At 63.0% G+C, this 21,417-nt stretch carries 24 protein-coding genes; 10 read left to right on the forward strand and 14 right to left on the reverse strand.

Annotation, left to right across the window (positions count from 1 at the left end):
* From RBA40_RS09100 to RBA40_RS09130, 7 genes are read left to right on the forward strand one after another with little or no spacing between them, the layout of a single operon-like run.
* Window positions 1-561 (forward strand): hypothetical protein, encoded by a 561-nt coding sequence (locus RBA40_RS09100; protein WP_306647614.1) that lies wholly within the window; start codon window positions 1-3, stop codon window positions 559-561.
* Entirely contained in the window at window positions 549-1,163 is a 615-nt protein-coding gene (locus tag RBA40_RS09105; RefSeq protein WP_306647615.1) for a type 4a pilus biogenesis protein PilO, read from the forward strand. Before RBA40_RS09100 ends, RBA40_RS09105 begins: the two co-directional genes overlap by 13 nt.
* Window positions 1,160-1,693, forward strand: coding sequence for a flagellar biosynthesis protein FlhF (locus RBA40_RS09110; protein ID WP_306647616.1), 534 nt, complete (start codon window positions 1,160-1,162; stop codon window positions 1,691-1,693). Before RBA40_RS09105 ends, RBA40_RS09110 begins: the two co-directional genes overlap by 4 nt.
* On the forward strand, window positions 1,690-3,723 hold the full coding sequence (locus RBA40_RS09115) for a secretin GspD/PilQ domain-containing protein (protein WP_306647617.1): 2,034 nt from the start codon (window positions 1,690-1,692) through the stop codon (window positions 3,721-3,723). The genes RBA40_RS09110 and RBA40_RS09115 overlap by 4 nt, the downstream gene beginning before the upstream one ends.
* Complete coding sequence (locus RBA40_RS09120) at window positions 3,720-4,190, forward strand: type IV pilin protein (protein WP_267876226.1); 471 nt, start codon at window positions 3,720-3,722, stop codon at window positions 4,188-4,190. The genes RBA40_RS09115 and RBA40_RS09120 overlap by 4 nt, the downstream gene beginning before the upstream one ends.
* Before the next feature lie 5 nt (window positions 4,191-4,195).
* Window positions 4,196-4,579 carry a type II secretion system protein gene (locus RBA40_RS09125; RefSeq protein ID WP_306647618.1) on the forward strand — a complete coding sequence of 128 codons (384 nt, stop codon included), beginning with the start codon at window positions 4,196-4,198 and terminating at the stop codon, window positions 4,577-4,579.
* Complete coding sequence (locus RBA40_RS09130; RefSeq protein ID WP_306647619.1) at window positions 4,566-5,132, forward strand: type II secretion system protein; 567 nt, start codon at window positions 4,566-4,568, stop codon at window positions 5,130-5,132. Before RBA40_RS09125 ends, RBA40_RS09130 begins: the two co-directional genes overlap by 14 nt.
* Before the next feature lie 159 nt (window positions 5,133-5,291).
* On the opposite strand, the gene RBA40_RS09135 is transcribed toward RBA40_RS09130, so the two are convergent.
* From RBA40_RS09135 to RBA40_RS09170, 8 genes are all read right to left on the reverse strand, one after another.
* Entirely contained in the window at window positions 5,292-6,341 is a 1,050-nt protein-coding gene (locus RBA40_RS09135) for an MORN repeat-containing protein (protein ID WP_306647620.1), read from the reverse strand.
* 127 nt (window positions 6,342-6,468) lie between these two features.
* Window positions 6,469-7,023: a GNAT family N-acetyltransferase gene (locus RBA40_RS09140; protein ID WP_306647621.1), complete on the reverse strand. Its 555-nt coding sequence runs from the start codon at window positions 7,021-7,023 to the stop codon at window positions 6,469-6,471.
* Between the two features lie 2 nt (window positions 7,024-7,025).
* Window positions 7,026-8,153: an acyl-CoA dehydrogenase family protein gene (locus RBA40_RS09145; RefSeq protein ID WP_306647622.1), complete on the reverse strand. Its 1,128-nt coding sequence runs from the start codon at window positions 8,151-8,153 to the stop codon at window positions 7,026-7,028.
* 19 nt (window positions 8,154-8,172) lie between these two features.
* Window positions 8,173-8,841 (reverse strand): SDR family oxidoreductase, encoded by a 669-nt coding sequence (locus tag RBA40_RS09150; protein ID WP_306647623.1) that lies wholly within the window; start codon window positions 8,839-8,841, stop codon window positions 8,173-8,175.
* A gap of 106 nt (window positions 8,842-8,947) precedes the next feature.
* Complete coding sequence (locus RBA40_RS09155) at window positions 8,948-10,147, reverse strand: acetyl-CoA C-acyltransferase (protein WP_306647624.1); 1,200 nt, start codon at window positions 10,145-10,147, stop codon at window positions 8,948-8,950.
* Window positions 10,140-11,966: a bifunctional isocitrate dehydrogenase kinase/phosphatase gene (aceK, locus tag RBA40_RS09160; RefSeq protein ID WP_306647625.1), complete on the reverse strand. Its 1,827-nt coding sequence runs from the start codon at window positions 11,964-11,966 to the stop codon at window positions 10,140-10,142. Before aceK ends, RBA40_RS09155 begins: the two co-directional genes overlap by 8 nt.
* Window positions 11,967-12,057: 91 nt before the next feature.
* On the reverse strand, window positions 12,058-13,242 hold the full coding sequence (locus RBA40_RS09165; protein WP_306647626.1) for an isovaleryl-CoA dehydrogenase: 1,185 nt from the start codon (window positions 13,240-13,242) through the stop codon (window positions 12,058-12,060).
* Window positions 13,243-13,345: 103 nt separating this feature from the next.
* The gene (locus tag RBA40_RS09170; RefSeq protein ID WP_099881878.1) at window positions 13,346-13,738 is read right to left on the reverse strand and encodes a MerR family transcriptional regulator; all 393 of its coding nucleotides are present in this window, start codon (window positions 13,736-13,738) and stop codon (window positions 13,346-13,348) included.
* Between the two features lie 339 nt (window positions 13,739-14,077).
* Between RBA40_RS09170 and RBA40_RS09175 the strand changes: the two genes are divergently transcribed.
* Complete coding sequence (locus RBA40_RS09175) at window positions 14,078-14,632, forward strand: hypothetical protein (RefSeq protein ID WP_306647627.1); 555 nt, start codon at window positions 14,078-14,080, stop codon at window positions 14,630-14,632.
* Window positions 14,633-14,967: 335 nt separating this feature from the next.
* Window positions 14,968-15,138 (forward strand): hypothetical protein, encoded by a 171-nt coding sequence (locus RBA40_RS09180; protein ID WP_167086010.1) that lies wholly within the window; start codon window positions 14,968-14,970, stop codon window positions 15,136-15,138.
* Between the two features lie 60 nt (window positions 15,139-15,198).
* Here RBA40_RS09180 and RBA40_RS09185 read toward each other — a convergent pair whose 3' ends face one another.
* The 4 genes from RBA40_RS09185 to RBA40_RS09200 all read right to left on the reverse strand — a co-directional run bounded on the left by RBA40_RS09185 (window position 15,199) and on the right by RBA40_RS09200 (window position 19,060).
* Window positions 15,199-15,807: a UbiX family flavin prenyltransferase gene (locus RBA40_RS09185; RefSeq protein ID WP_306647628.1), complete on the reverse strand. Its 609-nt coding sequence runs from the start codon at window positions 15,805-15,807 to the stop codon at window positions 15,199-15,201.
* Window positions 15,800-16,111 carry a Grx4 family monothiol glutaredoxin gene (gene grxD / locus RBA40_RS09190; RefSeq protein WP_206090881.1) on the reverse strand — a complete coding sequence of 104 codons (312 nt, stop codon included), beginning with the start codon at window positions 16,109-16,111 and terminating at the stop codon, window positions 15,800-15,802. The genes RBA40_RS09185 and grxD overlap by 8 nt, the downstream gene beginning before the upstream one ends.
* Before the next feature lie 98 nt (window positions 16,112-16,209).
* The gene (locus RBA40_RS09195; RefSeq protein WP_306647629.1) at window positions 16,210-16,701 is read right to left on the reverse strand and encodes a GNAT family N-acetyltransferase; all 492 of its coding nucleotides are present in this window, start codon (window positions 16,699-16,701) and stop codon (window positions 16,210-16,212) included.
* Between the two features lie 7 nt (window positions 16,702-16,708).
* Window positions 16,709-19,060 carry a Tex family protein gene (locus RBA40_RS09200; RefSeq protein WP_306647630.1) on the reverse strand — a complete coding sequence of 784 codons (2,352 nt, stop codon included), beginning with the start codon at window positions 19,058-19,060 and terminating at the stop codon, window positions 16,709-16,711.
* A gap of 175 nt (window positions 19,061-19,235) precedes the next feature.
* On the opposite strand from RBA40_RS09200, the gene RBA40_RS09205 reads away from it, so the two are divergent.
* Window positions 19,236-20,240, forward strand: a complete 1,005-nt coding sequence (locus RBA40_RS09205; protein ID WP_306647631.1) for a serine hydrolase domain-containing protein — start codon at window positions 19,236-19,238, stop codon at window positions 20,238-20,240.
* A 169-nt stretch (window positions 20,241-20,409) separates the two neighbouring features.
* On the opposite strand, the gene RBA40_RS09210 is transcribed toward RBA40_RS09205, so the two are convergent.
* Complete coding sequence (locus RBA40_RS09210) at window positions 20,410-20,835, reverse strand: hypothetical protein (RefSeq protein WP_306647632.1); 426 nt, start codon at window positions 20,833-20,835, stop codon at window positions 20,410-20,412.
* A gap of 104 nt (window positions 20,836-20,939) precedes the next feature.
* On the reverse strand, window positions 20,940-21,410 hold the full coding sequence (locus RBA40_RS09215) for a hypothetical protein (protein WP_306647633.1): 471 nt from the start codon (window positions 21,408-21,410) through the stop codon (window positions 20,940-20,942).
* Between the last annotated feature and the right edge of the window lie 7 nt (window positions 21,411-21,417).

A 21,417-nucleotide genomic window follows, 5' to 3' on the forward strand; every position in this document is an offset into this window, starting at 1 on the left:
ATGGCGCTGACCCAACTCAATTTCGTGCAGGGCGCCCAAACGCCCAAGGGCTGGCGCCTGGCGCTGCTGGCGGGCGGCCTGCTGGCGCTGGCCGTGGCCGGCATCGACTGGGTGCTGCAGGCGCGCCACGCCGGCGCGCTCGAAGCGCAGCTGGCGCTGGTGCAGCCGCGCGAAGCGCCGCGCGCGCGCCTGTCGGAAGCCGACCAGCGCGCCCAGGACCGCCAGCTGGCCATCATCGGCGACGCCGTGCGCCAGCTCAACCTGCCGGTCACGCGCCTGGTCAAAACCGTGCAGGCCCCGGCCGACATTCACGTCGCGCTGCTCGGCATGGACCTCAACAGCAAGCCGGAGGCGGGCGCGCAGCAGGGTGGCGGCGGCAGCGCCGCCGGCGGCCTGAAAATCGCGGCCGAAGCCGAAACCGCGGGCGACATGATGAACTACGTCGCCTATCTCAACGAGCAGGCCCTGTTCACCTCCGTGTACCTGGTCAAGCATGAATTGAACGGCGCGGCGCCGAACCGGCCGTACCGTTTTCAACTGGAGGCGCAATGGCAGGATTAAAAATCGCCAGCAGCGGACAGCAGGCGGGGGCGCCGTCGATGCTGGCCGCGCGCATGGGCTGGGAAGCGCGGCGCATTGGCGCGCGCCTGGGCTGGGGCGCCGCCGCCGGCGCCTGCGCGCTGGCGGCCGCCGCCCTGTGCGCATGGCAGTCGCAGCGCCTGCAGGCGCGCCAGTACGACCTGGCGCAGCAAATCAGCGCCGCGCGCACAGCCCAACCGGCGCAGCAGCGGGTGGCGCTGCCGGACGGCGCGCGCCGCGTGGCGGCCTTCTACGCCTACCTGCCGGCGCACGACACGATTCCCGACCTGCTCAAGCAGCTGGTCGACGTGGCCGCCAAAAACGGCGTGGTGCTGGCCAAGGCCGACTACAAGGCGCAGGCCGAAGATGGCGCCGCGTTCATGCGCTACCAGATCACCCTGCCGATCAAGGCCGACTACGCGAAGGTGCAGGCGTTCATCGTCGGCGCCTTGCGCGACATGCCGGCCCTGACGCTCGATTCCGTGACATTCAAGCGCGAGCAGATCGACACCGGCGAGGTCGAAGCGCGCGTGCATTTCAACCTGCTGGTCAGGACGGCTGTGGCAAAAGGAGGACGCCGATGAAAAAAATGACGATGGCGGTGGCGCTGGGCGCGACCCTGCTGGCCTGCTATTTCGCGCCCGACGACGATACCGACATGATCCCGCCGGCCCAGGCGCGCACCATCGCGCCGGCACCGGCGGTGGTGGTGCAGGCACCGCTGGTGGAGCCTGAGGCGCCGCTGCTGGAAATCCGCCCGCGCACGCAGGACGAGGAGCTGGGCAACGCCTTTGCGCGCCAGAGCTGGCAGGCGCAGGTGACCGACGCCGCACCGGTCAAGCCGGCCGACAGCGCCGTCACCAAGCCGGTGCAGGCCAGCGCGCCCGGCAACGCGGGCGGCGCGCCGGAGCTGCCGATCCGCCTGCTCGGGCGCTTCCTCGACGATGGCAGGCAGGCGTACTTCCTGCAGGTCGAGGAACGCAACGTGGTGGCCTATGTGGGCGATAAGATCGACGAGAGCTACACCTTCGACAGCGCCGGCGACGACACGCTGACGTTCACGTATCTGCCGCTCCGGAAGAAACAAACACTCGCAGTAGGGGAGATGAATTGAATCACACATTAGCGAAGAAACTGGCGGGAACGCCCTTGCGCATGCTTGCACTAGCCGTGGCGCTGAGCGGCTGCGCCGGCCCGCAGACCTTCAAGGAAGGCAAAGCCCTGCTCGAACAGGGGCATATCGAACAGGGCCTGGCCAAGCTGGAAGAAGCCGTGCGCCAGGAACCCGGCAACGCCGAATACCGGATTGGCCTGTTGAACCGCAAGGCCAGCATCGTCAATGCCTTCAACGGGCGCGCCGAGCAGCTGCGCCAGCAGGGCAATTTCGCCGAGGCCGAAAAGCTGTCGGCCCAGGTGCTGGCGATCGACCCCGCCAATACGGTCGCGCAGCAGGGCATGCAGGCCATCGCGCTGGAACAGCGCCACAAGGAGATGGTGGCCGGCGCCGAGGCATCGTGGCGGCGCGCCGGCGAGGCCGACCTGGCGCAGGCCCTCGACACGCTGCGCGTGGTGCTGCAGGAGCGCCCCAACCAGCGCGACGCGCTGGCGCTGAAAAGCCGCATCGCCGACGAACAGGCCAAGAAGGGCGCGGGCAGCGGCAAGCTGGCCGCCGCCTACCGCAAACCGGTGACGCTGGAGTTCCGCGACGCGCCGGTGCGCTCGGTATTCGACTTCCTGGGCAAGGTCTCGGGGCTGAACTTCGTGTTCGACCGCGACGTCGACCCGGCCCTGCGCACTACCATCTCGGTACGCAATACCAGCCTGGAAGAAGCGATCCGCATGCTGCTCTCGGCCAACCAGCTCGAACAGACCGTGACCGGCGAGCGCGCCATCACGATCTACCCGAACACGGCGCAAAAGGTGAAGGATTACCAGCAGCTGGTGGTGCGCAGTTTTTATCTGACCAACGCCGACGCGAAGACTGTCTCGTTTTCGATCAAGACCCTGCTCAAGGCCAAGGACATCGTCACCGACGACCGTCTCGGCATCATCATGATGCGTGACACGCCCGACATGATCCGCATGGCCGAACGCATCATCGCCATGCAGGACATGGCCGACCCGGAAGTGATGCTCGAAGTCGAGGTGCTGGAAGTGAAACGCACGCGCCTGATGGAACTGGGCATCCGCTGGCCCGACAAGGCCACCCTGAGCCTGGCCAGCGGGGGCGAGTCCCTTTCACCGCTGACTGTCGCCAGTCTGGGCGGGATTAACCGCGGGCGCATCAACGTTGCCATCGGCAGCGCCACCATCAACGCCAACCAGGTCGACACCGACGGCAATATCCTGGCCAACCCGCGCATCCGCGTGCGCAACAAGGAAAAGGCCAAGATCCACATTGGCGACCGGGTGCCGGTGATCACCGTCACCACCAACAATGGCGTCAGTTCGGAAAGCGTGAATTACCTCGACGTGGGCCTGAAGCTCGATGTCGAACCGAATGTGAATCTCGACGATGAAGTGGCGATCAAGATCAATCTGGAAGTGAGCACGGTGGTCAAGGAAATCATCAGCAAACTGGGCACGCAGGCTTATCAGATCGGCGCGCGCACGGCAGGCACGGTGCTGCGCCTGAAGGATGGCGAGACGCAGGTGCTGGCGGGCCTGATCAGCGACGAGGACCGGCGCAGCGCCGACAAGCTGCCGGGCTTCGGCGACCTGCCGGTGCTCAAGCGCCTGTTCGGCAGCCAGAAGGACGATACCTCGCGCAGCGAGATCGTGCTGTCGATCACGCCGCGGATCTTGCGCGGCCTGCGCCGGCCCGACCTGATGACCGCGCAGTTCGACTCGGGCACCGAATCGAATGTGGGCGGGCGCGGACCGGGTCCTGGCGGCGGATCGCCGGCCGCCGGCCCCCAGCCGGCAGCCCAGGCGCCCGAGGCGCCGCCGCCGGCGCAGCCAGCGCAGCCATCGCAGCCGGAAGCGGGGCCGTCGCCCATGACCGGCGGCGATGAAGCGGCGCCGCAGCCGCCCGCCGGCGACAGCCCGACCGGAACCGGAACCGGAACCGGAACCGGAACCGGAACCGGAACCGGAACCGGCAAGCCGCCCGGCACCGATGCGCCGCGCAAGGTGATCCAGTGAAGGCGCGCGGCTTCACTTTCATCGAGCTGATGATCACGCTGGCGATCATGGGGACGCTGGCGGTGGTGGCGGTGCCGATGGCGCAGGTGGCGGTGCAGCGCGAAAAGGAGCGCAGCCTGCGCAGCGCGCTGATCGAAATCCGCGAGGGACTCGAAGCGTACAAGAAGGCCGCCGATCTTGGCCGGATCAAGATCGCGGTGGGCGATTCGGGCTATCCGAAAAAGCTGGAGGAACTGGTCGAGGGCGTGCCCGACCAGCTTAGTCCCGCCAAGAAGAACATCTATTTCCTGCGGCGCCTGCCGCGCGATCCGTTTGCCGTCCAGGACGAGGGACGCGCGGCCGATACCTGGGCCAAGCGTTCGTATTCGTCGCCACCGGACAATCCGAGGGAGGGCGAGGACGTGTTCGACGTCAGCTCGCGTTCGGCGGCGACGGGATTGAACGGCGTGCCGCACAAGCTGTGGTGAGGGTGATGAACATGAGAAGAAAACACAGTGGATTTACCCTGGTCGAACTGCTGGTGGTGATGGCCATCATCGCGACCTTGCTGACGATTGCCGTGCCGCGCTATTTCGGCTCGGTCGACAAGTCGAAGGAAGTGGCGCTCCAGGAAAACCTGAACGTGCTGCGCCTCGGGATCGACAAATTTTACGGCGACAAGGGCGTGTATCCGGCCTCGCTGAGCGACCTGGTGACGCACAAGTATTTTCGTTCGGTGCCGGTCGACCCGATCACCGAATCGAGCGTGACGTGGCAGCCGGTGGCGTCCCTCGATCCGGACAAGCCGGGCGTGGCCGATATCCGCAGCGGCGCGCGCGGCAAGACGCGCGCGGGCGTACCGTATGAGCAGCTGTAAGCGCGGACCTCGGAGCGGACCCGATGGCGGGTTCGCGTACATCTGGACCCTGCTGCTGGTGGCCTTCATGGGGGTCGGCAGCAGCATCGCCAGCGAACTGTATTCGACCTCGGTGCGGCGCGACAAGGAGCGCGAGCTGCTGTTCATCGGTCACGAATTTCGCGCCGCCATCGCGCGCTATCATGACAGCGCCGCGGGCGGGCCGCAGATGTATCCATTGACCCTGCAGGAACTGATCAAGGACCCGCGCTTCCCGAACGCCAGGCGCCACCTGCGGCGCCTGTACGCCGACCCGATCACCGGCAAGGCCGAGTGGGGCTTGATCAAGGTCGAGGGCCGCATCGTGGGCGTGCATTCGCTGTCGCAGCGCGCGCCCATGAAGGTCGATAATTTCGACGAGCACGACAGCGGCTTTCGCAACAAGGGGCGCTATGCGGACTGGGTGTTCGTGTACCCGCACGATATGTTCATCGCGCCGCAGGAGGGCGAGGAAGGCAAGAATGGCGGCCCGCTCCGCATCGGCGTCTTGCCCACGCCGGGCGCGCCGCGCTGACCCCGGGAGGGAACGGGACATCAAACCGCAGCGGAAGAAGTAGCTCTGAAAAATTATAGAAGTGCCGTATGAATCAGTCCGTACCCAGCCTGCGGCAAATGGTGCGCAACAATGGCCCGCCCGCCGCCCAGGCATGGCACAGGGAGTGGGCCGGGGCGTTCAGTTCAGGTTAGTCCGAAAGCTCATCGTGTAAGGAAAGGCCATGGAACAGGGCTTGCCCGAGCAGCGCGCTGGTTTATATTTTTCCTTCATGGCGACAAAGCCTGCCAGTTTCGCTATGTCAGGGTTGGGCGACAGGTGGATATTTGCCGTCTCGGCGTTGCCTTCGCTATCGACCATGACCACCATCGACAGCACGCCCTCGGCCGGATTTTTGGCATTCAGTTTTTGGATGGCGCGAAAAATGTTTCCAGTACCGCGCAGCGGGTACGGCGGCTCGTCGCTATCGTCGAGCATGCGATACCAGCCCCGGACGAGATGCCGCTGTTCCTCGGTCAACGCGTCGTACGAGGCGTCGAACGGGATGGCGGAACCGTCGGCGATGGTGCGCGGGATATTGCTGCCCACATGAGGCACCTCTTCCTTGAGGCTGTGTTTTCCGGACGGTGCGGCCGGGGCCGGCCGCGGGGGTGCGCCGACTGGCCGTCCTGCGACGAATTCACCCTCCACGCGGCGCCCGCTCGAATAGAGCGCCACCCCCTGACCGTGAAAGTCGTTATCTTTCCATTCGCCGTCATAGCGCCCGCCCAAGGTATAGACGATGGATCCCTTGCCGCTGCGCTTGAAATTTTTCCACTCGCCGGTGTAGCGGTCGCCCAACTGGCTGACCGATACCGCCTTGCCGTGAACCCGGCCATTCTGAAACTCGCCGCTGTATTCCATGCCCGACTTTAATGTCATGTAGCCTTTGCCGTTGGGCATGCCGCGCTCGACCATGCCCTCATACAGCATGCTCACTTCGCCGTCCTTGCGCGCTTCGATGATGCCCTTGCCGTGGGCATAGCCATCCTGGCATGGCCCCTGCCAGCGGACCGTCACCTTGTCCACTTCCGGGTAGCCGAGCTTGCATGTTTCCGCTGCGCTGGCGGCCATCGGAAGCATCAGGGCGCACATCAGGATCGGTATCGGGCGGGGCAGCATGGGCATATCGGGTTCTTTCATTGATTGACGATGAGGTAGTGGAGTTGCCGCTCCGGAATGGTTCCGCACGGCCCCAGGCATATTGTCCGGCTGCGCGCCGGTTCCGTCAGAACCAGCTGCGGTTAAAGACCATAGTGTACGGGAAGGCCATCGCGCCGGCATCGGATACCGGAATATCGCTTGACCGCCCAGCGTATCAGAGCTTGCGTACCTTGCGCGACATAAAAGTGTAGGCCAGCGCCTCGCCGTCGATGCGGAACATGTCGGCCATTTCGCCGGTCCGCACGAAACCGCAGCGCGCATACAGCTCGCGCGCCGGCACGTTCACCGACAGAACTTCCAGGTCGATCCAGTCGAGCCCCGCCTCGCCGGCGGCCCAGATGGCCGCCACGTCGATCAGACGCGCCCCCAGGCCCTGCTTGCGGGCGTCGCGCTGTACGCCCATGCCGAGCAGCGCGCGATGCGCGCAAGCCCCTTCAGGACGTGCACGCAGGTCGATGTGGCCGGCGATGCCGCCCTGCGCGTCGAACGCGAGCCACAGGCGTCGCCATCCGGGCTGCCCAAGGGCGGTCGTGGTGGCGCTGCGAAAGGCGCTTTCGCGCTCGGGCCCGAAGCGCGAGGCGGCGCGCGCCATCGGCATGAACAGCGCCGTGGCGCCGCTGCCATTGTCACGCAGGTGGTCGTTCAGATAGGCGAAGAAGGCGTCCAGATCCTCGCTGGCCGCCGCCCGGATGACCGCGTCGCCCGCCATGCTTACAGCGCCCGCGCGATCAGGATTTTCTGGATGTCGCTGGTGCCTTCGTAGATCTGGCACACGCGCACGTCGCGGTAGATGCGTTCGACCGGGAAGTCGCTCACGTAGCCGTAGCCGCCGTGCACCTGGATCGCATCCGAGCAGACCCGTTCGGCCATTTCGGAGGCGAACAGCTTGGCCATCGCGGCTTCCTTCAGGCACGGCAGGCCGGCATCCTTCATCGACGCGGCGTGGCGGATCAGCTGGCGCGCGGCTTCGATCTGCGTGGCCATATCGGACAGTTTGAACTGCACCGACTGGTGCTCGAAAATGGGTTTGCCGAAGCTTTCGCGCTCGCGCGCATACACCAGCGCCGCCTCGAACGCGGCGCGCGCCATGCCGACCGCCTGCGATGCGATGCCGATGCGTCCACCCTCAAGACCGGACAGGGCGATCTTGTAGCCCTGGCCTTCTTCGCCAATCAGGTTGGCGGCGGGGATGCGGCAGTTCTCGAACAGGATCTGCGCGGTGTCCGACGAATGCTGGCCCATCTTCTGTTCCAGGCCGGCCACGATGTAGCCGGGGGTGGCCGTCGGCACCCAGAACGCGCTGATGCCCTTCTTGCCGGCCGCCTTGTCGGTGACCGCCATGACGATCACCACGTCGGCGTATTTGCCGCTGGTGATGAACTGCTTGGTGCCGTTCAAGACGTACTCGTCGCCGTCGCGCGTGGCGGTGGTGTGCAGTGCCGAGGCGTCGCTGCCGGTATGCGGCTCCGTCAACGCGAACGCGCCCAGCATCTTGCCTTGGGCGAGGGGCCGCAGCCACTGCTCTTTTTGAGCGTCGTTCGCATACATCATGGCGATGCTGCACACCGGGCAGTTGTTGACCGAGATGATGGTCGAGGTACCGCCGTCGCCGGCCGCGATTTCTTCGAGCACCAGCGCCAGCGAGACGTAATCGAGGCCGGCGCCGCCCAGTTCCTCGGGCACGGCCACGCCGAAGGCGCCCAGCGCGGCCAGTTCCTTCAGTTCGTCCTTGGGAAAGTAGTGCTCCTTGTCCCAGCGCGCGGCGTTGGAAGCAAGGCGCTCCTGCGAAAAGCTGCGCAGGGCGTCGCGGATCATCTGGTGTTCTTCGGTCAGTATCATAGGTTTCGCTAGGTTGGGCTTACCAGGGAATTGGCGTGCCGTCGTAATTGAGGAATGCACCGTTGGCGGCAGCATCGATGCTGGCCAGGGTGGCGCGCAGGCCGGCCGCGCTTTGTTCGGGCGTGATGTCGGCGTCACGGCCGCCCATGTCGGTCTGGACCCAGCCCGGATGGAAGGCCACGCAGGTCGCGCCCTTGGGGCCGAAGCGGATGCTGGTGTCGACCAGTACCGAATTTAACGCCGCCTTGCTGGCGCGGTACAAGGTGCCGGAGGCGCTGCTGCGCGCGCCGATCGACCCCATGCGCGAGGAGATCACGGCCAGCTTGCCGCGCGCCTCGGCCACCATCGGCGCGATCACGGGCAGCAGGCGCAGGGCGGAGAGCACGTTGGTGTGCATGACGGTGTCAAAGTCGGCCTGGGTTGGAAAGCCGTCGTGGCGCGGGCCGTACACGCCGGCGTTGAGGAACGCGGCGTCGAGCAGTTCGCCGTCCAGGTTCCAGCCCAGCGCGGCGATGGAGTCGGCGCTGGTGACATCGAGCTGGTACGGGTGCACCCCCATGGCGCCGAGCGCCGTGCAGTCTTCGCTTTTGCGGGCGGTGGCGATCACGCGCCAGCCGTCTGTCAGGTACTGGCGCACCAGTTCGCGGCCGATGCCGCGCGAGGCGCCGATGATCAGTGCTGTTGGCATTTAGTCTCTTAGTTGGGAATCGCGTATACGCAAGCCTGCCGCTAACCTCCGATCCGTCGTTCCCGCGCAGGCGGGAACGACGGCTCTTGGAAGCGAGCCGCTGTAACTACATCATTTCAAACGCCATCGCCGTCGCTTCGCCGCCGCCGATGCACAGCGAGGCCACGCCGCGCTTGCCGCCGGTTTTCTTCAGGGCGCCGAGCAGGGTGACGATGATGCGCGCGCCGGAGGCGCCGATCGGGTGGCCCAGCGCACAGGCGCCGCCGTGGATGTTGACCTTGTCGTGCGGGATATCGAGTTCGTGCATCGCCGCCATCGGCACCGCCGCAAACGCTTCGTTGATTTCGTACAGGTCCACTTCCGATGGCTTCCAGCCGGTCTTGGCGAACAGCTTTTGCAGCGCGCCGATGGGGGCCGTGGTGAACAGGTTCGGTTCCTGCGCAAAGGTCGAGTGGCCGACGATGCGGGCGATCGGGGTCAGGCCCAGTTCGCGCGCCTTCGATTCGCGCATCAGCACCAAGGCTGCGGCGCCGTCGTTGATCGACGACGACGAGGCGGCGGTGATGGTGCCATCCTTCTTGAAGGCGGGCTTCAACGCAGGGATCTTATCGAGCTTGGCCTTGGCCGGGCCTTCATCCTTGTCGATCACGGAGTCGCCGGCGCGGCTGGTGACGGTGACAGGCGCGATTTCCCACTTGAAGTAGCCTTCGTTGTTCGCTTCCTGCGCGCGCTTGACCGAGGCAATCGCGAACGCATCCTGCGCTTCGCGGGTGAAGGAATACTTGGCCACACATTCTTCGGCAAAGGTGCCCATGGAACGGCCTTCGCCGGTCTTCTCGTTGCGCGAGTATGCGTCTTCCAGACCGTCGTACATCATGTGGTCGAACATCATGCCGTGGCCGATGCGGTAGCCGCCGCGCGCCTTCGGAATGAGGTAGGGCGCGTTGGTCATCGATTCCATGCCGCCGGCGACGACGATGTCGGCGCTGCCCGCGAGCAGGGAATCATGCGCGAAGATGGCCGCCTGCATGGCAGAGCCGCACATTTTGGACAGGGTTACCGCACCGGCGGAGAGCGGCAAGCCGCCCTTGATGGCCGCCTGGCGCGCCGGAGCCTGGCCCTGGCCCGCCATCAGGCAGTTGCCGAAGTAAACGTGTTCGACCAGCTTGGCGTCGACGCCGGAACGCTCGACGGCCGCGGCGATCGCCACGGCGCCCAGGTCGCTGGCGGACTTGGAAGAAAAATCGCCCTGAAACGCGCCCATGGGTGTGCGGGCGGCGCCGACGATAACGACTGGATCATTCATTGTGTAAGTTCTCCAAATAAGATGGGGTATAGACCGCCGGGTTGTCGGCGGACGTCTGGTTACAGAACCGGATCTGCTGCGGATACGGAAACACGTCTTCGATATGGCCGTCCATGATGCGCTGCTTGCGCGACTGCCAGAAATCCTTGGTCAACAGATCGGCGTGGTGCTTCATGAAATACAGGCGGATTTTCGCGTTGCCCAGCAAAAATGCGCCGAACTGCTCGGGAAAAACGTCGTGCTTGCCGATCGAGTACCACGGCTCGGCCGACATTTCATCTTCTTCGTTGCGCGGTTCCGGGATCGTGCGGAAATTGCAGTCGGTGATGTATTCGATTTCGTCATAATCGTAGAACACGACCCGGCCGTGGCGGGTGACGCCGAAGTTTTTGTACAGCATGTCTCCGGGGAAGATATTCGCCGCTACCAGTTCCTTGATGGCATTGCCGTATTCGATCACGCCGTGTTCGATCAAATTATCGTTGCCGGCCACTTCCGCTTTGTTCAGGAACATGTTCAGCGGCACCATGCGCCGTTCGATGTACAGGTGGCGGATGATGATGCGGTCGCCTTCGTATTCGACCAGCGACGGTGCGTGATGCATCAGCTCGGCGATCAGCTCTTCCGAGAAGCGTTCCAGCGGGAACGCCACGTTCGAGTATTCCAGGGTATCGGCCATGCGGCCCACGCGGTCGTGGTTCTTGACCAGCAGGTATTTTTCCTTGATCTGGGCGCGCGTGGTTTCCTTGGGCGCCGGGAAGAAATCCTTGATGACCTTGAACACATACGGGAACGAGGGCAGCGCGAACACCAGCATCACCAGGCCCTTGATGCCGGGCGCGATCTCGAAGCGGTCGGCGGTGTGTTTCAGGTGCTGCAGGTAATCGCGGTAGAACAGCGTCTTGCCCTGTTTTTGCAGGCCGAGGATGGTGTAGATCTCGCTCCTCGGTTTGCGCGGCAGCAGGCTGCGCAGGAACTGCACGTAGGCCGACGGCACTTCCATGTCCACCAGGAAGTAGGCGCGCGTGAACGAAAACAGGATCGTGATCTGTTCGTGGTCGAACAGCACCGTGTCGAGAATCAGCTCGCCGTGGCGGTTGTGCAGGATCGGCACGATGAAGGGATATTCGCGGTTGCCGTTGATGCCCTTGCCGACGATGTAGGCGCCCTTGTTGCGGAAGAACAGGCTCGACAGCACCTGGATCTGGTGGTTCGGTTCCAGCGCTTCGCTGCCGAAGATCAGCTTGAGGCGGCCTTCGACCAGCGCGATGTCGCGGTCGAGGTTGGCGAACTTGCAGTTGAGCTGGAAATTGGTGACGATGCGCTTGAGCGCGAAACGCAGGCCATCCTTGGCCGGGTAGTACACGCGGTAGGTCGGCAGCAGCTCGTCGGTTTCGATGTACTCGGTGGACACCACCGGGCGCACGAAGATGAAATCGTTGTGGAAATAGGTGCGGTGCAGGATGTTGCAGCAGACCGAATTGAAGAAGGTTTCGGCCAGTTCGGGCTGCTTGTGGCCGGAGAGCATGCCGATGTAGTGCAGCTTGAGTTCGCGCCAGACTTCGTCGGTCAGCTCGCCGTTGTCGTATTCGTCTTCCAGCACTTGCACGCATTCCTGCACGCGCTGGTCGTAGAAACCGATGCGCTCGCGCGCCGCCTGCTGGGCCACGGCCCAGGAACCGGTTTCAAAATGGCGCTTGGCAGTCTGGCTGGTCTGGCGGAACAGGCGGTAGTGCTTGTCGAAACCATCGAGGATAGTGCGGGCGATGTCGAAAGCAATCTGCGAAGACAGCAGCTTGGGGAACGCAACTTGTGTCATCTGGCTTCTCGATCAGTCTTTTGTGGGAAGACTATTCTATATGGTGGAGCCGGCACAGCCGTGCCCGCTCCACCAGCACGCCGCGATCGGCTTACTTGGTCTCGGCAAACAATTCGCGGCCGATCAGCATGCGGCGGATTTCGCTGGTGCCTGCACCGATTTCGTAGAGCTTCGCATCGCGCCACAGACGTCCGACCGGATACTCGTTGATATAACCATTGCCGCCCAGCGTCTGGATCGCTTCGCCGGCCATCCAGGTTGCCTTCTCGGCGCTGTACAGAATCGCGCCGGCGGCATCCTTGCGCAGGTTGCGGATCGCTTCCGGCGTCTTGGCGCGGTCGCAGGCCTGGCCCACGGCGTACACATACGCCTTGCACGCCATCATGGTCGAGTACATATCGGCCAGTTTGCCTTGCATGAGCTGGAATTCGCCGATCGGCTGGCCGAACTGCTTGCGGTCGTGCACGTAGGGCACCACCGCATCCATGCAGGCTGCCATGATGCCCAGCGGACCGCCCGAGAGCACGGTGCGTTCGAAATCGAGGCCCGACATGAGCACGTTGACGCCCTTGCCCAGGCCGCCCAGCACGTTTTCGGCCGGCACTTCGCAATCCTGGAACACCAGTTCGCCCGTGTGCGAGCCGCGCATGCCCAGCTTGTCGAGCTTTTGTGCGATCGAGAAACCCTTGTAGCCTTTTTCGATGATGAAGGCCGTCATGCCGCGCGGGCCGGCTTCCAGGTCGTTCTTGGCGTACACCACCAGTACGTCGGCGTCGGGGCCGTTGGTGATCCACATCTTGGTGCCGTTGAGCACCCAGCGGTCGCCCTTGAAGTCGGCGCGCAGCTTCATGCTGACCACGTCCGATCCGGCGTTCGGCTCGGACATGGCCAGGGCGCCAATGTACTCGCCGGAAATGAGCTTCGGCAGGTACTTCATCTTCTGTTCTTCGGTGCCGTTGCGCTTGATCTGGTTGACGCACAGATTCGAGTGGGCGCCGTACGACAGGCCGACCGAAGCCGAGGCGCGCGAGATCTCTTCCATTGCCACGATGTGGGCCAGGTAGCCCATCTGGGCGCCGCCGTACTGCTCGTCGACGGTGATGCCGAGCACGCCCAGGTCGCCCATCTTGCGCCACAGGTCCATCGGGAACTGGTCGCTGCGGTCGATTTCCGCCGCGCGGGGAGCGATCTCTACCGCGGCGAATTGTTGAACTGCTTCGCGCAGCGCGGCGATGTCTTCGCCATGGTCAAAGGTCAAGCCTGGAAGATGCAGCATTGTGTCGTCCTCGCGGGGGTCGGAATGGGAAGAGTTCATCATACGCATGTTTGACGTTAACGTAAACGTCAAGCAGCCGCACTTTTTGCATTGCTCTTGTTATTCAGGCATTGGCCGTGGTCTCGGCCAGCATGCGGCGGCATTCTTCTTCATGGGCGGCAATTTCGGCCAGGGCCATGTCGATATCCTCGCGCTGGCGCTCCAGCGTTTCGCGCTGGTGGGCCAGCACGCCGAGGAAGCGGTTCATCTGGGCCGCGGTATCCTTGGGCGACTCGTACATGTCGACGATGCTCTTGATTTCCGACAGGGTCAGGCCGAGGCGCTTGCCGCGCAGGGTCAGCTTGAGATGGGTGCGGTCGCGCGCCGTGTAGACCCGGTTGCGTCCGCCCACGCCTTCGCGGCTGGGGCGCAGCAAGCCCTGGTCTTCGTAGAAGCGGATGGCGCGCGCGGTAATATCGAATTCGCGCGCCAGTTCGGCGATGGTGTAAGTACGTATGGACATCAATGGCTCATCAACTAATAAGAAGCGGCGGTGGGAGGAGACGGCGCGAAAATCCCCCGCGGTGATTTCCGTTTACGTCAACGTCAACCTATTGTAGCGTGCCTGTCCGTATCCTGAACGCGAAAGATGGCGTGGGCGTCGCCGCCAGCTGCGCCCACGGCGTTCGCCCGTGGCCGCTTTCCGCCCGATCGCTACACCGGGCTCATGTGCAGGCATCTGATCCAGCACAAACCGCGTCATCGTGCGCGGCGGCGGCCGTGTTGGGCCGGTCTACACTGGTTTTTTCGACCAGGTGACCTTTCCCGCCGCACCGGACCGCGCAAAATATTGTTTATGAATCAAGGTTTTGCCCCATGCATCCTGCCCTGCGATGCATGGGCAACGCCTGTCAAATTGTTACATCCGGAAAGCAACTTGTCACAATTGGTCTCAACTGTGAAGAGACTGACTTTCATGCCGTTGCATGAAATAGTGCCACCCATGAATTCATCCAACGAACGGGAAAGCTTTAGTGAGCGCCTGCAGCAGGCACTAAAGAACGCCCATTACTCACCCGACAGTCCCACACGCTTGGCGCGGGAATTTAACATTCGCTTCGATGGACGGCCAATTACGGTGCACGCTGCCCGCAAATGGCTGGTAGGAGAGGCTATTCCCACCCAAGAGAAGCTGCGCATGATCGCGCAATGGCTGGGCGTGCCCGCGGAATGGTTGCGCTTTGGCGGCGACGAAAACGCTGCGGCCAACGGTGATGGCGCGGGCGGTTTATCGCGTTTTGAATCGGCCGACGTGAAATTAATCGCCGATTTACAGCGTCTGGACGAACATCATCGTCAAATTGCGCGAGAATTCATCCGCATGCTTGTACGCATTAATTACCAAAAGTAGCTATTTAACACGTATATCGGCTTTCTTGGCGTTGATATAAATTGTTTTCTTGCCACACCGAAGCGCCCGATCGGGGGCGGCGGTTTCTCCACGGGCGTCATTTGCGCCGCATCAATCCCGGATCATGGCCCCGTCCTCTACAAATTCGACGGGTGTTTATGATTTGTCATGGCCACGCCATAAAATTCATGCACAATGGTCAGACCACGGGTAAAGTTTCCCGGCGGAATGCGTGTATATTGTGCCGCCCAAAACCGGAATAGTGGCTCATAATCACAGCAGCACTTGTAGTCTTGTCATCCCGTTACGCACCAAGCCGAGGATTCCGCCGTCTTATGAAAAGTAACTACAGCAACACCGCCCAGCTCAAGGACCTGATGACCGTTCCCCCGATGACTGCGGCGCAGCACGCAGAAGTCATGCGCAAGCGCATCCAGCATCGCCGCATGGTCGAGGAAGCAAAAGAATTGAAAAAGGCCGACAGCTGGCAGTTCGACAAGCGCTGAGCGCCTGCCGCGCATGGCAAGGCAGTGCCGGCGCCAGGCTGGCGCGGCTGCCTGTACGCCTCAGCTGTCCGGCTGAGCGTCCGAACCGGCTTTCATGCCGGCCCAGCGCGGCGCCAGCGTGTGCACCACGCCGAACAGGTCCATGACCCGTCCCACCGTATGATCGACCATCTCGTCGATGCTTTCCGGCTTGTGATAAAAGCTCGGCAGCGGCGGGAAGATCACTCCCCCCATTTCCGTTACCGCCGTCATATTGCGCAGATGCGCCAGGTTGAACGGGGTTTCACGCACCATCAGCACCAGCCGGCGGCGCTCCTTGAGCACCACGTCGGCCGCGCGCGCAATCAGGTTGTCGGACAGGCCCAAGGCCACGGCGGCCAGGGTTTTCATCGAACAGGGGGCGATCACCATGCCGTCGGACTGGAACGAGCCGCTGGCGATCGACGCGCCCACATCGCGGTTCTTGTGGACGACATGGGCCAGCGCCTCGACCTCGCGGCGCTGCATGCCCAGTTCCTGATGGAGCGTCAGGACGGCGGCGTCGGAGATGATCAGATGCGTTTCGATGCCTGGTGTGGCGGCCAGTTGCTCGACCAGGCGCACGCCGTACACGGCACCGGTGGCGCCGGTGATGGCGACGACCAGGCGCCGCACGCGAGAATCAGGCATCGAGCAGTGCTTTGAGTTCGCCGGACTCGAACATTTCATTCATGATATCGGAACCGCCGATGAATTCGCCCTTGACGTAGAGCTGGGGAATGGTCGGCCAGTTCGAATAGTCCTTGATGCCCTGGCGTACTTCCGGATCTTCCAGCACGTTGACGGTGGCGATGTTCTCGACGCCGCAGGCTTTCAGGATCTGGATGGCACGGCCGGAAAAGCCGCATTGTGGAAACTGCGCGGTTCCCTTCATGAACAGCACCACGGGGGTGGCGGTTACGGTTTCTTTGATCCAGGTTTTTACGTCGCTCATGGCTTGCCTCGGTGGGAAATAGGTTAGATGCCGCCATTTTATAAGAAAACGGCGGGGGGTGGACGTTTGGGGCCCGGCGGCGTCGGGAGTAGGTGCTTCTAGCTACTTTGACCGAGCGGGGAAAAGGACGCTTCCTCGGCCCTCAGCAATTTGCCCAGGCAAACCGCATCATCCCGTCCCACGTATTTACCATAGTTGGGAATGATGCCGTAACCGTGCTTTTGGTAGAAGGCCACCGCGCGCGTGTTGACCTTGCGCGTTTCCAGCCACAGTTGGTGGTAGCCGAACCCCTGCGCCGCCTGCTCCACGTGCGCCAGCAAGGCCGCGCCGACACCGCTGGCGCCGGGACGCGCGAACATGCGCTTGACCTCCCCCACGTCGCCATCGAGCGGGCGCAGTGCCGCGCAGCCGAGCAATTGCCCGCCATCGCCGCGTGCCACCACGAACAGCGAGCGCGCCACCCGGGCGTCGTCAGCGCAAAACGAGGCCTTGCCGCTGTCGCCGGTGATGGCGGCCAGCGCCGCCGACAGCTCCTCGATCAGAGTGCGGGCATCAAGGCTGTCCGGATCGCAGGCGGCAATCGCCATCATGGATGGCTTATCCACGCAGCTTGGCGAAGGCCGCCGCCATGCTCCCGCCGGCCGGCGCCGGCGCACGGTCCTGCTTCTGCTGGTGCTGCGCCAGGCGCTTGCCGTCGGTGCGGTCGCCGCGCTGCTCCGGCTTGGAGCCGGGCTGCGGCGCGCTGTCGGTCAGGCGCATGGTCAGGGCGATGCGCTTGCGCTTCTCGTCCACTTCCAGCACCTTCACGCGCACCACCTGGCCGGCCTTGACCACCGTGTGCGGGTCCTTCACAAACGCGTTCGACAGCGCCGAAATATGCACCAGTCCATCCTGGTGCACGCCGATGTCGACAAACGCGCCAAAGGCGGCCACGTTGGTCACCACGCCCTCCAGGATCATGTCCGGGCGCAGGTCGCGGATCTCTTCCACGCCTTCCTTGAAGGTGGCGGTGGTGAATTCCGGGCGCGGATCGCGTCCCGGCTTTTCCAGCTCCTTGAGGATGTCGGTAATGGTCGGCACGCCGAATTTTTCATCCGCGTACCTGGCCGGATTGAGCGTCTTGAGGAGCGACGCGTCGCCGATGACGGCCTTCATCTCCTTCTTGATATCGGCCAGGATTTTTTCCACCAGCGGATACGATTCCGGGTGCACCGCCGACGCATCAAGCGGATTGGCGCCGCCCATCACGCGCAGGAAGCCCGCCGCCTGCTCGAATGTCTTCTCGCCCAGGCGCGGCACCGCTTTCAGGGCGGCGCGCGAGGTGAAGGCGCCTTTCAGGTCGCGGTAGGTCACGATTGCCTGCGCCACGCTGGAAGACAAGCCGGACACGCGCGCCAGCAGCGGCGCCGAAGCGGTGTTGACGTCCACGCCAACGGCGTTCACGCAATCTTCGACGACGGCGTCGAGCGAGCGCGCCAACTGGGTCTGGCTCACGTCGTGCTGGTACTGGCCCACGCCGATCGACTTGGGATCGATCTTCACCAGTTCGGCCAGCGGGTCCTGCAGGCGGCGCGCGATCGACACCGCGCCGCGCAGCGACACGTCCATGTCGGGCAGCTCGCGCGAAGCGAATTCGGAGGCCGAGTACACCGAGGCGCCGGCTTCCGAGACGACGATCTTGGTCAGCTTGAGTTCCGCGCGCTGCTTGATCAGGTCTTGCGCCAGCTTGTCGGTTTCGCGCGAGGCGGTGCCGTTGCCGATCGAGATCAGCGACACATTGTGCTTGGCGGCCAGCGCGCCGAGGACGTGCAGCGAACCGTCCCAGTCGTTGCGCGGCTGGTGCGGGTAGATGACGGCGGTGTCGACCACCTTGCCGGTGGCGTCGACCACGGCCACCTTGACGCCGGTGCGCAGGCCCGGGTCCAGGCCCATGGTGGCGCGCGGGCCGGCCGGCGCGGCCAGCAGCAGCGCTTTCAGGTTCAGTGCGAAAACGTTGATGGCATCGAGTTCGGCGCGTTCGCGCAGGGCGCCCATGAGCTCCGTTTCAAGGTGCATGAAGCTTTTCACGCGCCAGGTCCAGCGGGCCGTGTCGGCCAGCCATTTGTCGGCCGGGCGGCCCAGGTTCTTGATGCCGAAGCGGGCGGCGATGCGGCCTTCGCACGGGTTGTGCGGGGCATCCCACTTCGGTTTTTCGGCTTCGGTGTCCAGGCGCAGAACCACGTCGAGGATGCCTTCGCGGCGGCCGCGCAGGAGGGCCAGCGCGCGGTGCGAGGGCACGGTGGAAATAGTCTCGGAGTAGTCGAAATAATCGGCGAATTTTTCGCCTTCATCCTGCTTGCCTTCGACGACCTTCGATTCGACGATGCCATGCTCCTGCACGTATTCGCGCAGCGACTGCAGCAAGGTCGCGTCTTCGGCGAAGCGCTCCATCAGGATCTGGCGCGCGCCGTCCAGCGCGGCCTTGGTGTCGACCACGCCGGGGTTGTTGCCGTCGTCGCTGGTGAAGGCTTCGCGCAGGTATTTGGCGGCTTCTTCTTCCGGCGCGCTGGTCGGATCATTGAGCAATTGATCGGCCAGGGGCGCCAGGCCCGCTTCGATCGCGATCTGCGCCTTGGTGCGGCGTTTTTGCTTGTAGGGCAGGTAGAGGTCTTCCAGCCGGGTCTTGTCTTCTGCGTGGGTGACGGCGTCGAGCAGGGCCGGCGTCATCTTGTTCTGTTCGGTGATCGACGAGATGATCGCGGCGCGCCGGTCTTCCAGCTCGCGCAGGTAGCGCAGGCGTTCTTCCAGCAGGCGCAACTGGATATCGTCCAGCCCGCCGGTCGCTTCCTTGCGGTAGCGCGCGATGAAGGGAACGGTGGCGCCCTCGTCCAGCAGGGCAATGGCGGCGGCAACCTGTACAGGTTTGGCGGCAAGTTCTATGGCGAGACGTTGTTCGATAGTTGGGAGCATGGGTGAACATCCTGGTGAGTCAAGCACGGAATGATACGCAATCGCGGCGAATGCGCCAGTCTTGACAGTGCTCGAACGGTGTGCAGGGCGGCCGCTGGTGTGGCCGCTGGTTTAGCTGATTGATAGTGCGCAGTGTACAGTGCCTTTCTTGCTCCGTTTAATAGCGTAAATAACGATGGAAAAATTGCGTCAGTATTTTCTCGAACTTGAATCGACATTACCTGCCGATGGACCGGGTTTCAGTGCGGTCGTGCTGCAGGAAAATGCGGTGGTATGCGAGCTGCATCACGGCTTGGCCTCGCTGGAACTGGAGGTGCCGCTGTCGGGAAAGTCGGCCTATTATCTGGCGTCGGAATCGAAGCAGTTCACGGCGGCCTGCGTGCTGGCGCTGGTGCGCGCCGGGCGGATTGGGCTCGATGACGATGTGTGCCTTCATCTGCCGGAACTGGCGCGGATGGAACAGGCGTTTCCGTTACGGTCGCTCCTCAATCACACCAGCGGCATACCCGATTATTTTCAGTTTTTGGCATGCCAGCTGGGCCGGCACGAGGCCGATTATTTTAACAATGCGCTGATTTTGAAGATGATTGCCTGTTTCGATACGGTCGCTTTTCCCACCGGGACGGCGTACGGTTACAGCAACAGCAATTACATCCTGCTGGCGGCCTTGATTGAGCGCTTGAGCGGCTTGTCCACGGCACGTTTTGCGCGGGAGACCCTGTTCGCGCCACTGGGTATTAAGCGCATGGGTTTTGACGATGACCGCGGCAACGTGCTTGCGCATCGCGTGTTCAGTTACGAGGCGGATGCGGCGCGGCCGCGCGGATACAAACAGCATCTCGGCAATGCCAATACGGTGGGCGATGGCGGCATGTATGCCAGCACCGATGAACTGGTGCTATGGGAGCGCGAATGGCATCGCCAGTGGGCTGATAGCGGGAGTATGTTGCATGCGATGCTGCAGCCATCACCGATGGCGGATGGAACGGTGCTGCCGTATCGTTTCGGGCTGGAGCTCATCGAGCGCAACAGCACCGATTTTGTTTTTCATAGCGGCGGTCTGTGGGGCTTTGATACGCTGCTGCTGCGGGTGCCGGCGCGGCGGCTGTCGGTGATCTGTCTGGCCAACTGCGGCAGCGCCGAACCGGACATGGAGCGCATGCTGGCGGCGGTGGCGTGAGGTTCCGAACTTGCCGACGGATCGATTTTTTCGACGCGCGAGGGGCGACCGGTGACGGAGATGATGCCGGGCTGTCCGGAAACGGGTAAACCGCGGATCAGCCAGTCCGGGATGGAATGCAAGCGAACGATGTCAAACGTCGGCGTCGTCTGCGCTATTCCGGCAGGGCCTATATGCTATTAGCTGCCTCGCCAGGCTCGCTGGTATCGCGGCGCCTGGCCTCCCACCATGCAGGCAGATGTGGATTCAGATATTTCCAGCCTACTCCGTGGTAGGAAGGCTGCCTCATATGAATACCAACAAGTACGACTGCGCAAATTATCGATAGCGCCGATGCAGGATACCAACCTGGCCACTGCCAGACAATGGTCGTACCTGCCGCAATCAGGAAAAATGTGGCCCAGATCAGCTCAAGCTTGCGAGGAAGACGGAACACGTTGCAAAAAGCGAAAAAGTGTCCGACGACCAGTGCGACCGGCAAACCTGATCCAGCGTCCATTCGCATGCCCACGACCGAACCGCAGATGCCGAGGATAATGACAATCACATCGGTAAACGACATTCGGAAACCCGGCTTAAATAGATGATTTTTCATTTTTTAGCAGATGAAGCGAGTCTCCGACCGCAAACGCCAGCGCAGCCCAATCGCGGAATTTCTGTCCACCCGCTGTCAACGTATCGGCACCAATGCATGGCAAATCAATGACGAGCAAGTACCGAGAAATCGAAGCCTCGGAATATAATTTCCACCCACATTTCCCTGTCAAATTCGATGAAGTGGCGGAAAATTCCGGCTTCGAGCATGCAGAATTCATGAACCAGCAGGTCCGCCGGCTGAAGGGGCCATTGGCTGGGCTGTAAAGAGGACTTCATGCCCAGTACATCGGTGTACACCAGATTGATGATTGATTCATGGGATGAGTGCAGCAGCCTGAGCTTGACTGTCGATGATCCTTGCGCAGTGCCCGCATACTCTTTTTCCACGTTCAGCGATTCCAGCCACGCATCGTGCAGGGTGCCATCAGAGTCGAGCGCATAGCGGTCCGGCTCCATGGAAAACGAGGCAAGCGCGGGCGGCATGTCCTGCCGGATGGTGCCGAGATAGGCGAAATATCTATCGAAGCATGTCGCGCCGTCGGGGCGTTGATAAATATATTTGAACTGGTTCATAGGTGCC

Origin of the sequence: Massilia pseudoviolaceinigra (assembly GCF_030846505.1) — a bacterium.
GTDB classification, from domain to species: Bacteria; Pseudomonadota; Gammaproteobacteria; order Burkholderiales; family Burkholderiaceae_D; genus Telluria_A; species Telluria_A violaceinigra.

Bases quoted from the DNA above. Each gene is read 5' to 3' on its own strand.
- RBA40_RS09100 (WP_306647614.1), top strand. From the start codon at position 1: ATGGCGCTGACCCAACTCAATTTCGTGCAGGGCGCCCAAACGCCCAAG.
- RBA40_RS09105 (WP_306647615.1), top strand. From the start codon at position 549: ATGGCAGGATTAAAAATCGCCAGCAGCGGACAGCAGGCGGGGGCGCCG.
- RBA40_RS09110 (WP_306647616.1), top strand. From the start codon at position 1,160: ATGAAAAAAATGACGATGGCGGTGGCGCTGGGCGCGACCCTGCTGGCC.
- RBA40_RS09125 (WP_306647618.1), top strand. From the start codon at position 4,196: ATGAACATGAGAAGAAAACACAGTGGATTTACCCTGGTCGAACTGCTG.
- RBA40_RS09130 (WP_306647619.1), top strand. From the start codon at position 4,566: ATGAGCAGCTGTAAGCGCGGACCTCGGAGCGGACCCGATGGCGGGTTC.
- RBA40_RS09140 (WP_306647621.1), bottom strand. From the start codon at position 7,023: ATGGCGGGCGACGCGGTCATCCGGGCGGCGGCCAGCGAGGATCTGGAC.
- RBA40_RS09145 (WP_306647622.1), bottom strand. From the start codon at position 8,153: ATGATACTGACCGAAGAACACCAGATGATCCGCGACGCCCTGCGCAGC.
- RBA40_RS09150 (WP_306647623.1), bottom strand. From the start codon at position 8,841: ATGCCAACAGCACTGATCATCGGCGCCTCGCGCGGCATCGGCCGCGAA.
- RBA40_RS09155 (WP_306647624.1), bottom strand. From the start codon at position 10,147: ATGAATGATCCAGTCGTTATCGTCGGCGCCGCCCGCACACCCATGGGC.
- aceK (WP_306647625.1), bottom strand. From the start codon at position 11,966: ATGACACAAGTTGCGTTCCCCAAGCTGCTGTCTTCGCAGATTGCTTTC.
- RBA40_RS09165 (WP_306647626.1), bottom strand. From the start codon at position 13,242: ATGCTGCATCTTCCAGGCTTGACCTTTGACCATGGCGAAGACATCGCC.
- RBA40_RS09175 (WP_306647627.1), top strand. From the start codon at position 14,078: ATGAATCAAGGTTTTGCCCCATGCATCCTGCCCTGCGATGCATGGGCA.
- RBA40_RS09180 (WP_167086010.1), top strand. From the start codon at position 14,968: ATGAAAAGTAACTACAGCAACACCGCCCAGCTCAAGGACCTGATGACC.
- RBA40_RS09185 (WP_306647628.1), bottom strand. From the start codon at position 15,807: ATGCCTGATTCTCGCGTGCGGCGCCTGGTCGTCGCCATCACCGGCGCC.
- grxD (WP_206090881.1), bottom strand. From the start codon at position 16,111: ATGAGCGACGTAAAAACCTGGATCAAAGAAACCGTAACCGCCACCCCC.
- RBA40_RS09195 (WP_306647629.1), bottom strand. From the start codon at position 16,701: ATGATGGCGATTGCCGCCTGCGATCCGGACAGCCTTGATGCCCGCACT.
- RBA40_RS09200 (WP_306647630.1), bottom strand. From the start codon at position 19,060: ATGCTCCCAACTATCGAACAACGTCTCGCCATAGAACTTGCCGCCAAA.
- RBA40_RS09205 (WP_306647631.1), top strand. From the start codon at position 19,236: ATGGAAAAATTGCGTCAGTATTTTCTCGAACTTGAATCGACATTACCT.
- RBA40_RS09210 (WP_306647632.1), bottom strand. From the start codon at position 20,835: ATGAAAAATCATCTATTTAAGCCGGGTTTCCGAATGTCGTTTACCGAT.
- RBA40_RS09215 (WP_306647633.1), bottom strand. From the start codon at position 21,410: ATGAACCAGTTCAAATATATTTATCAACGCCCCGACGGCGCGACATGC.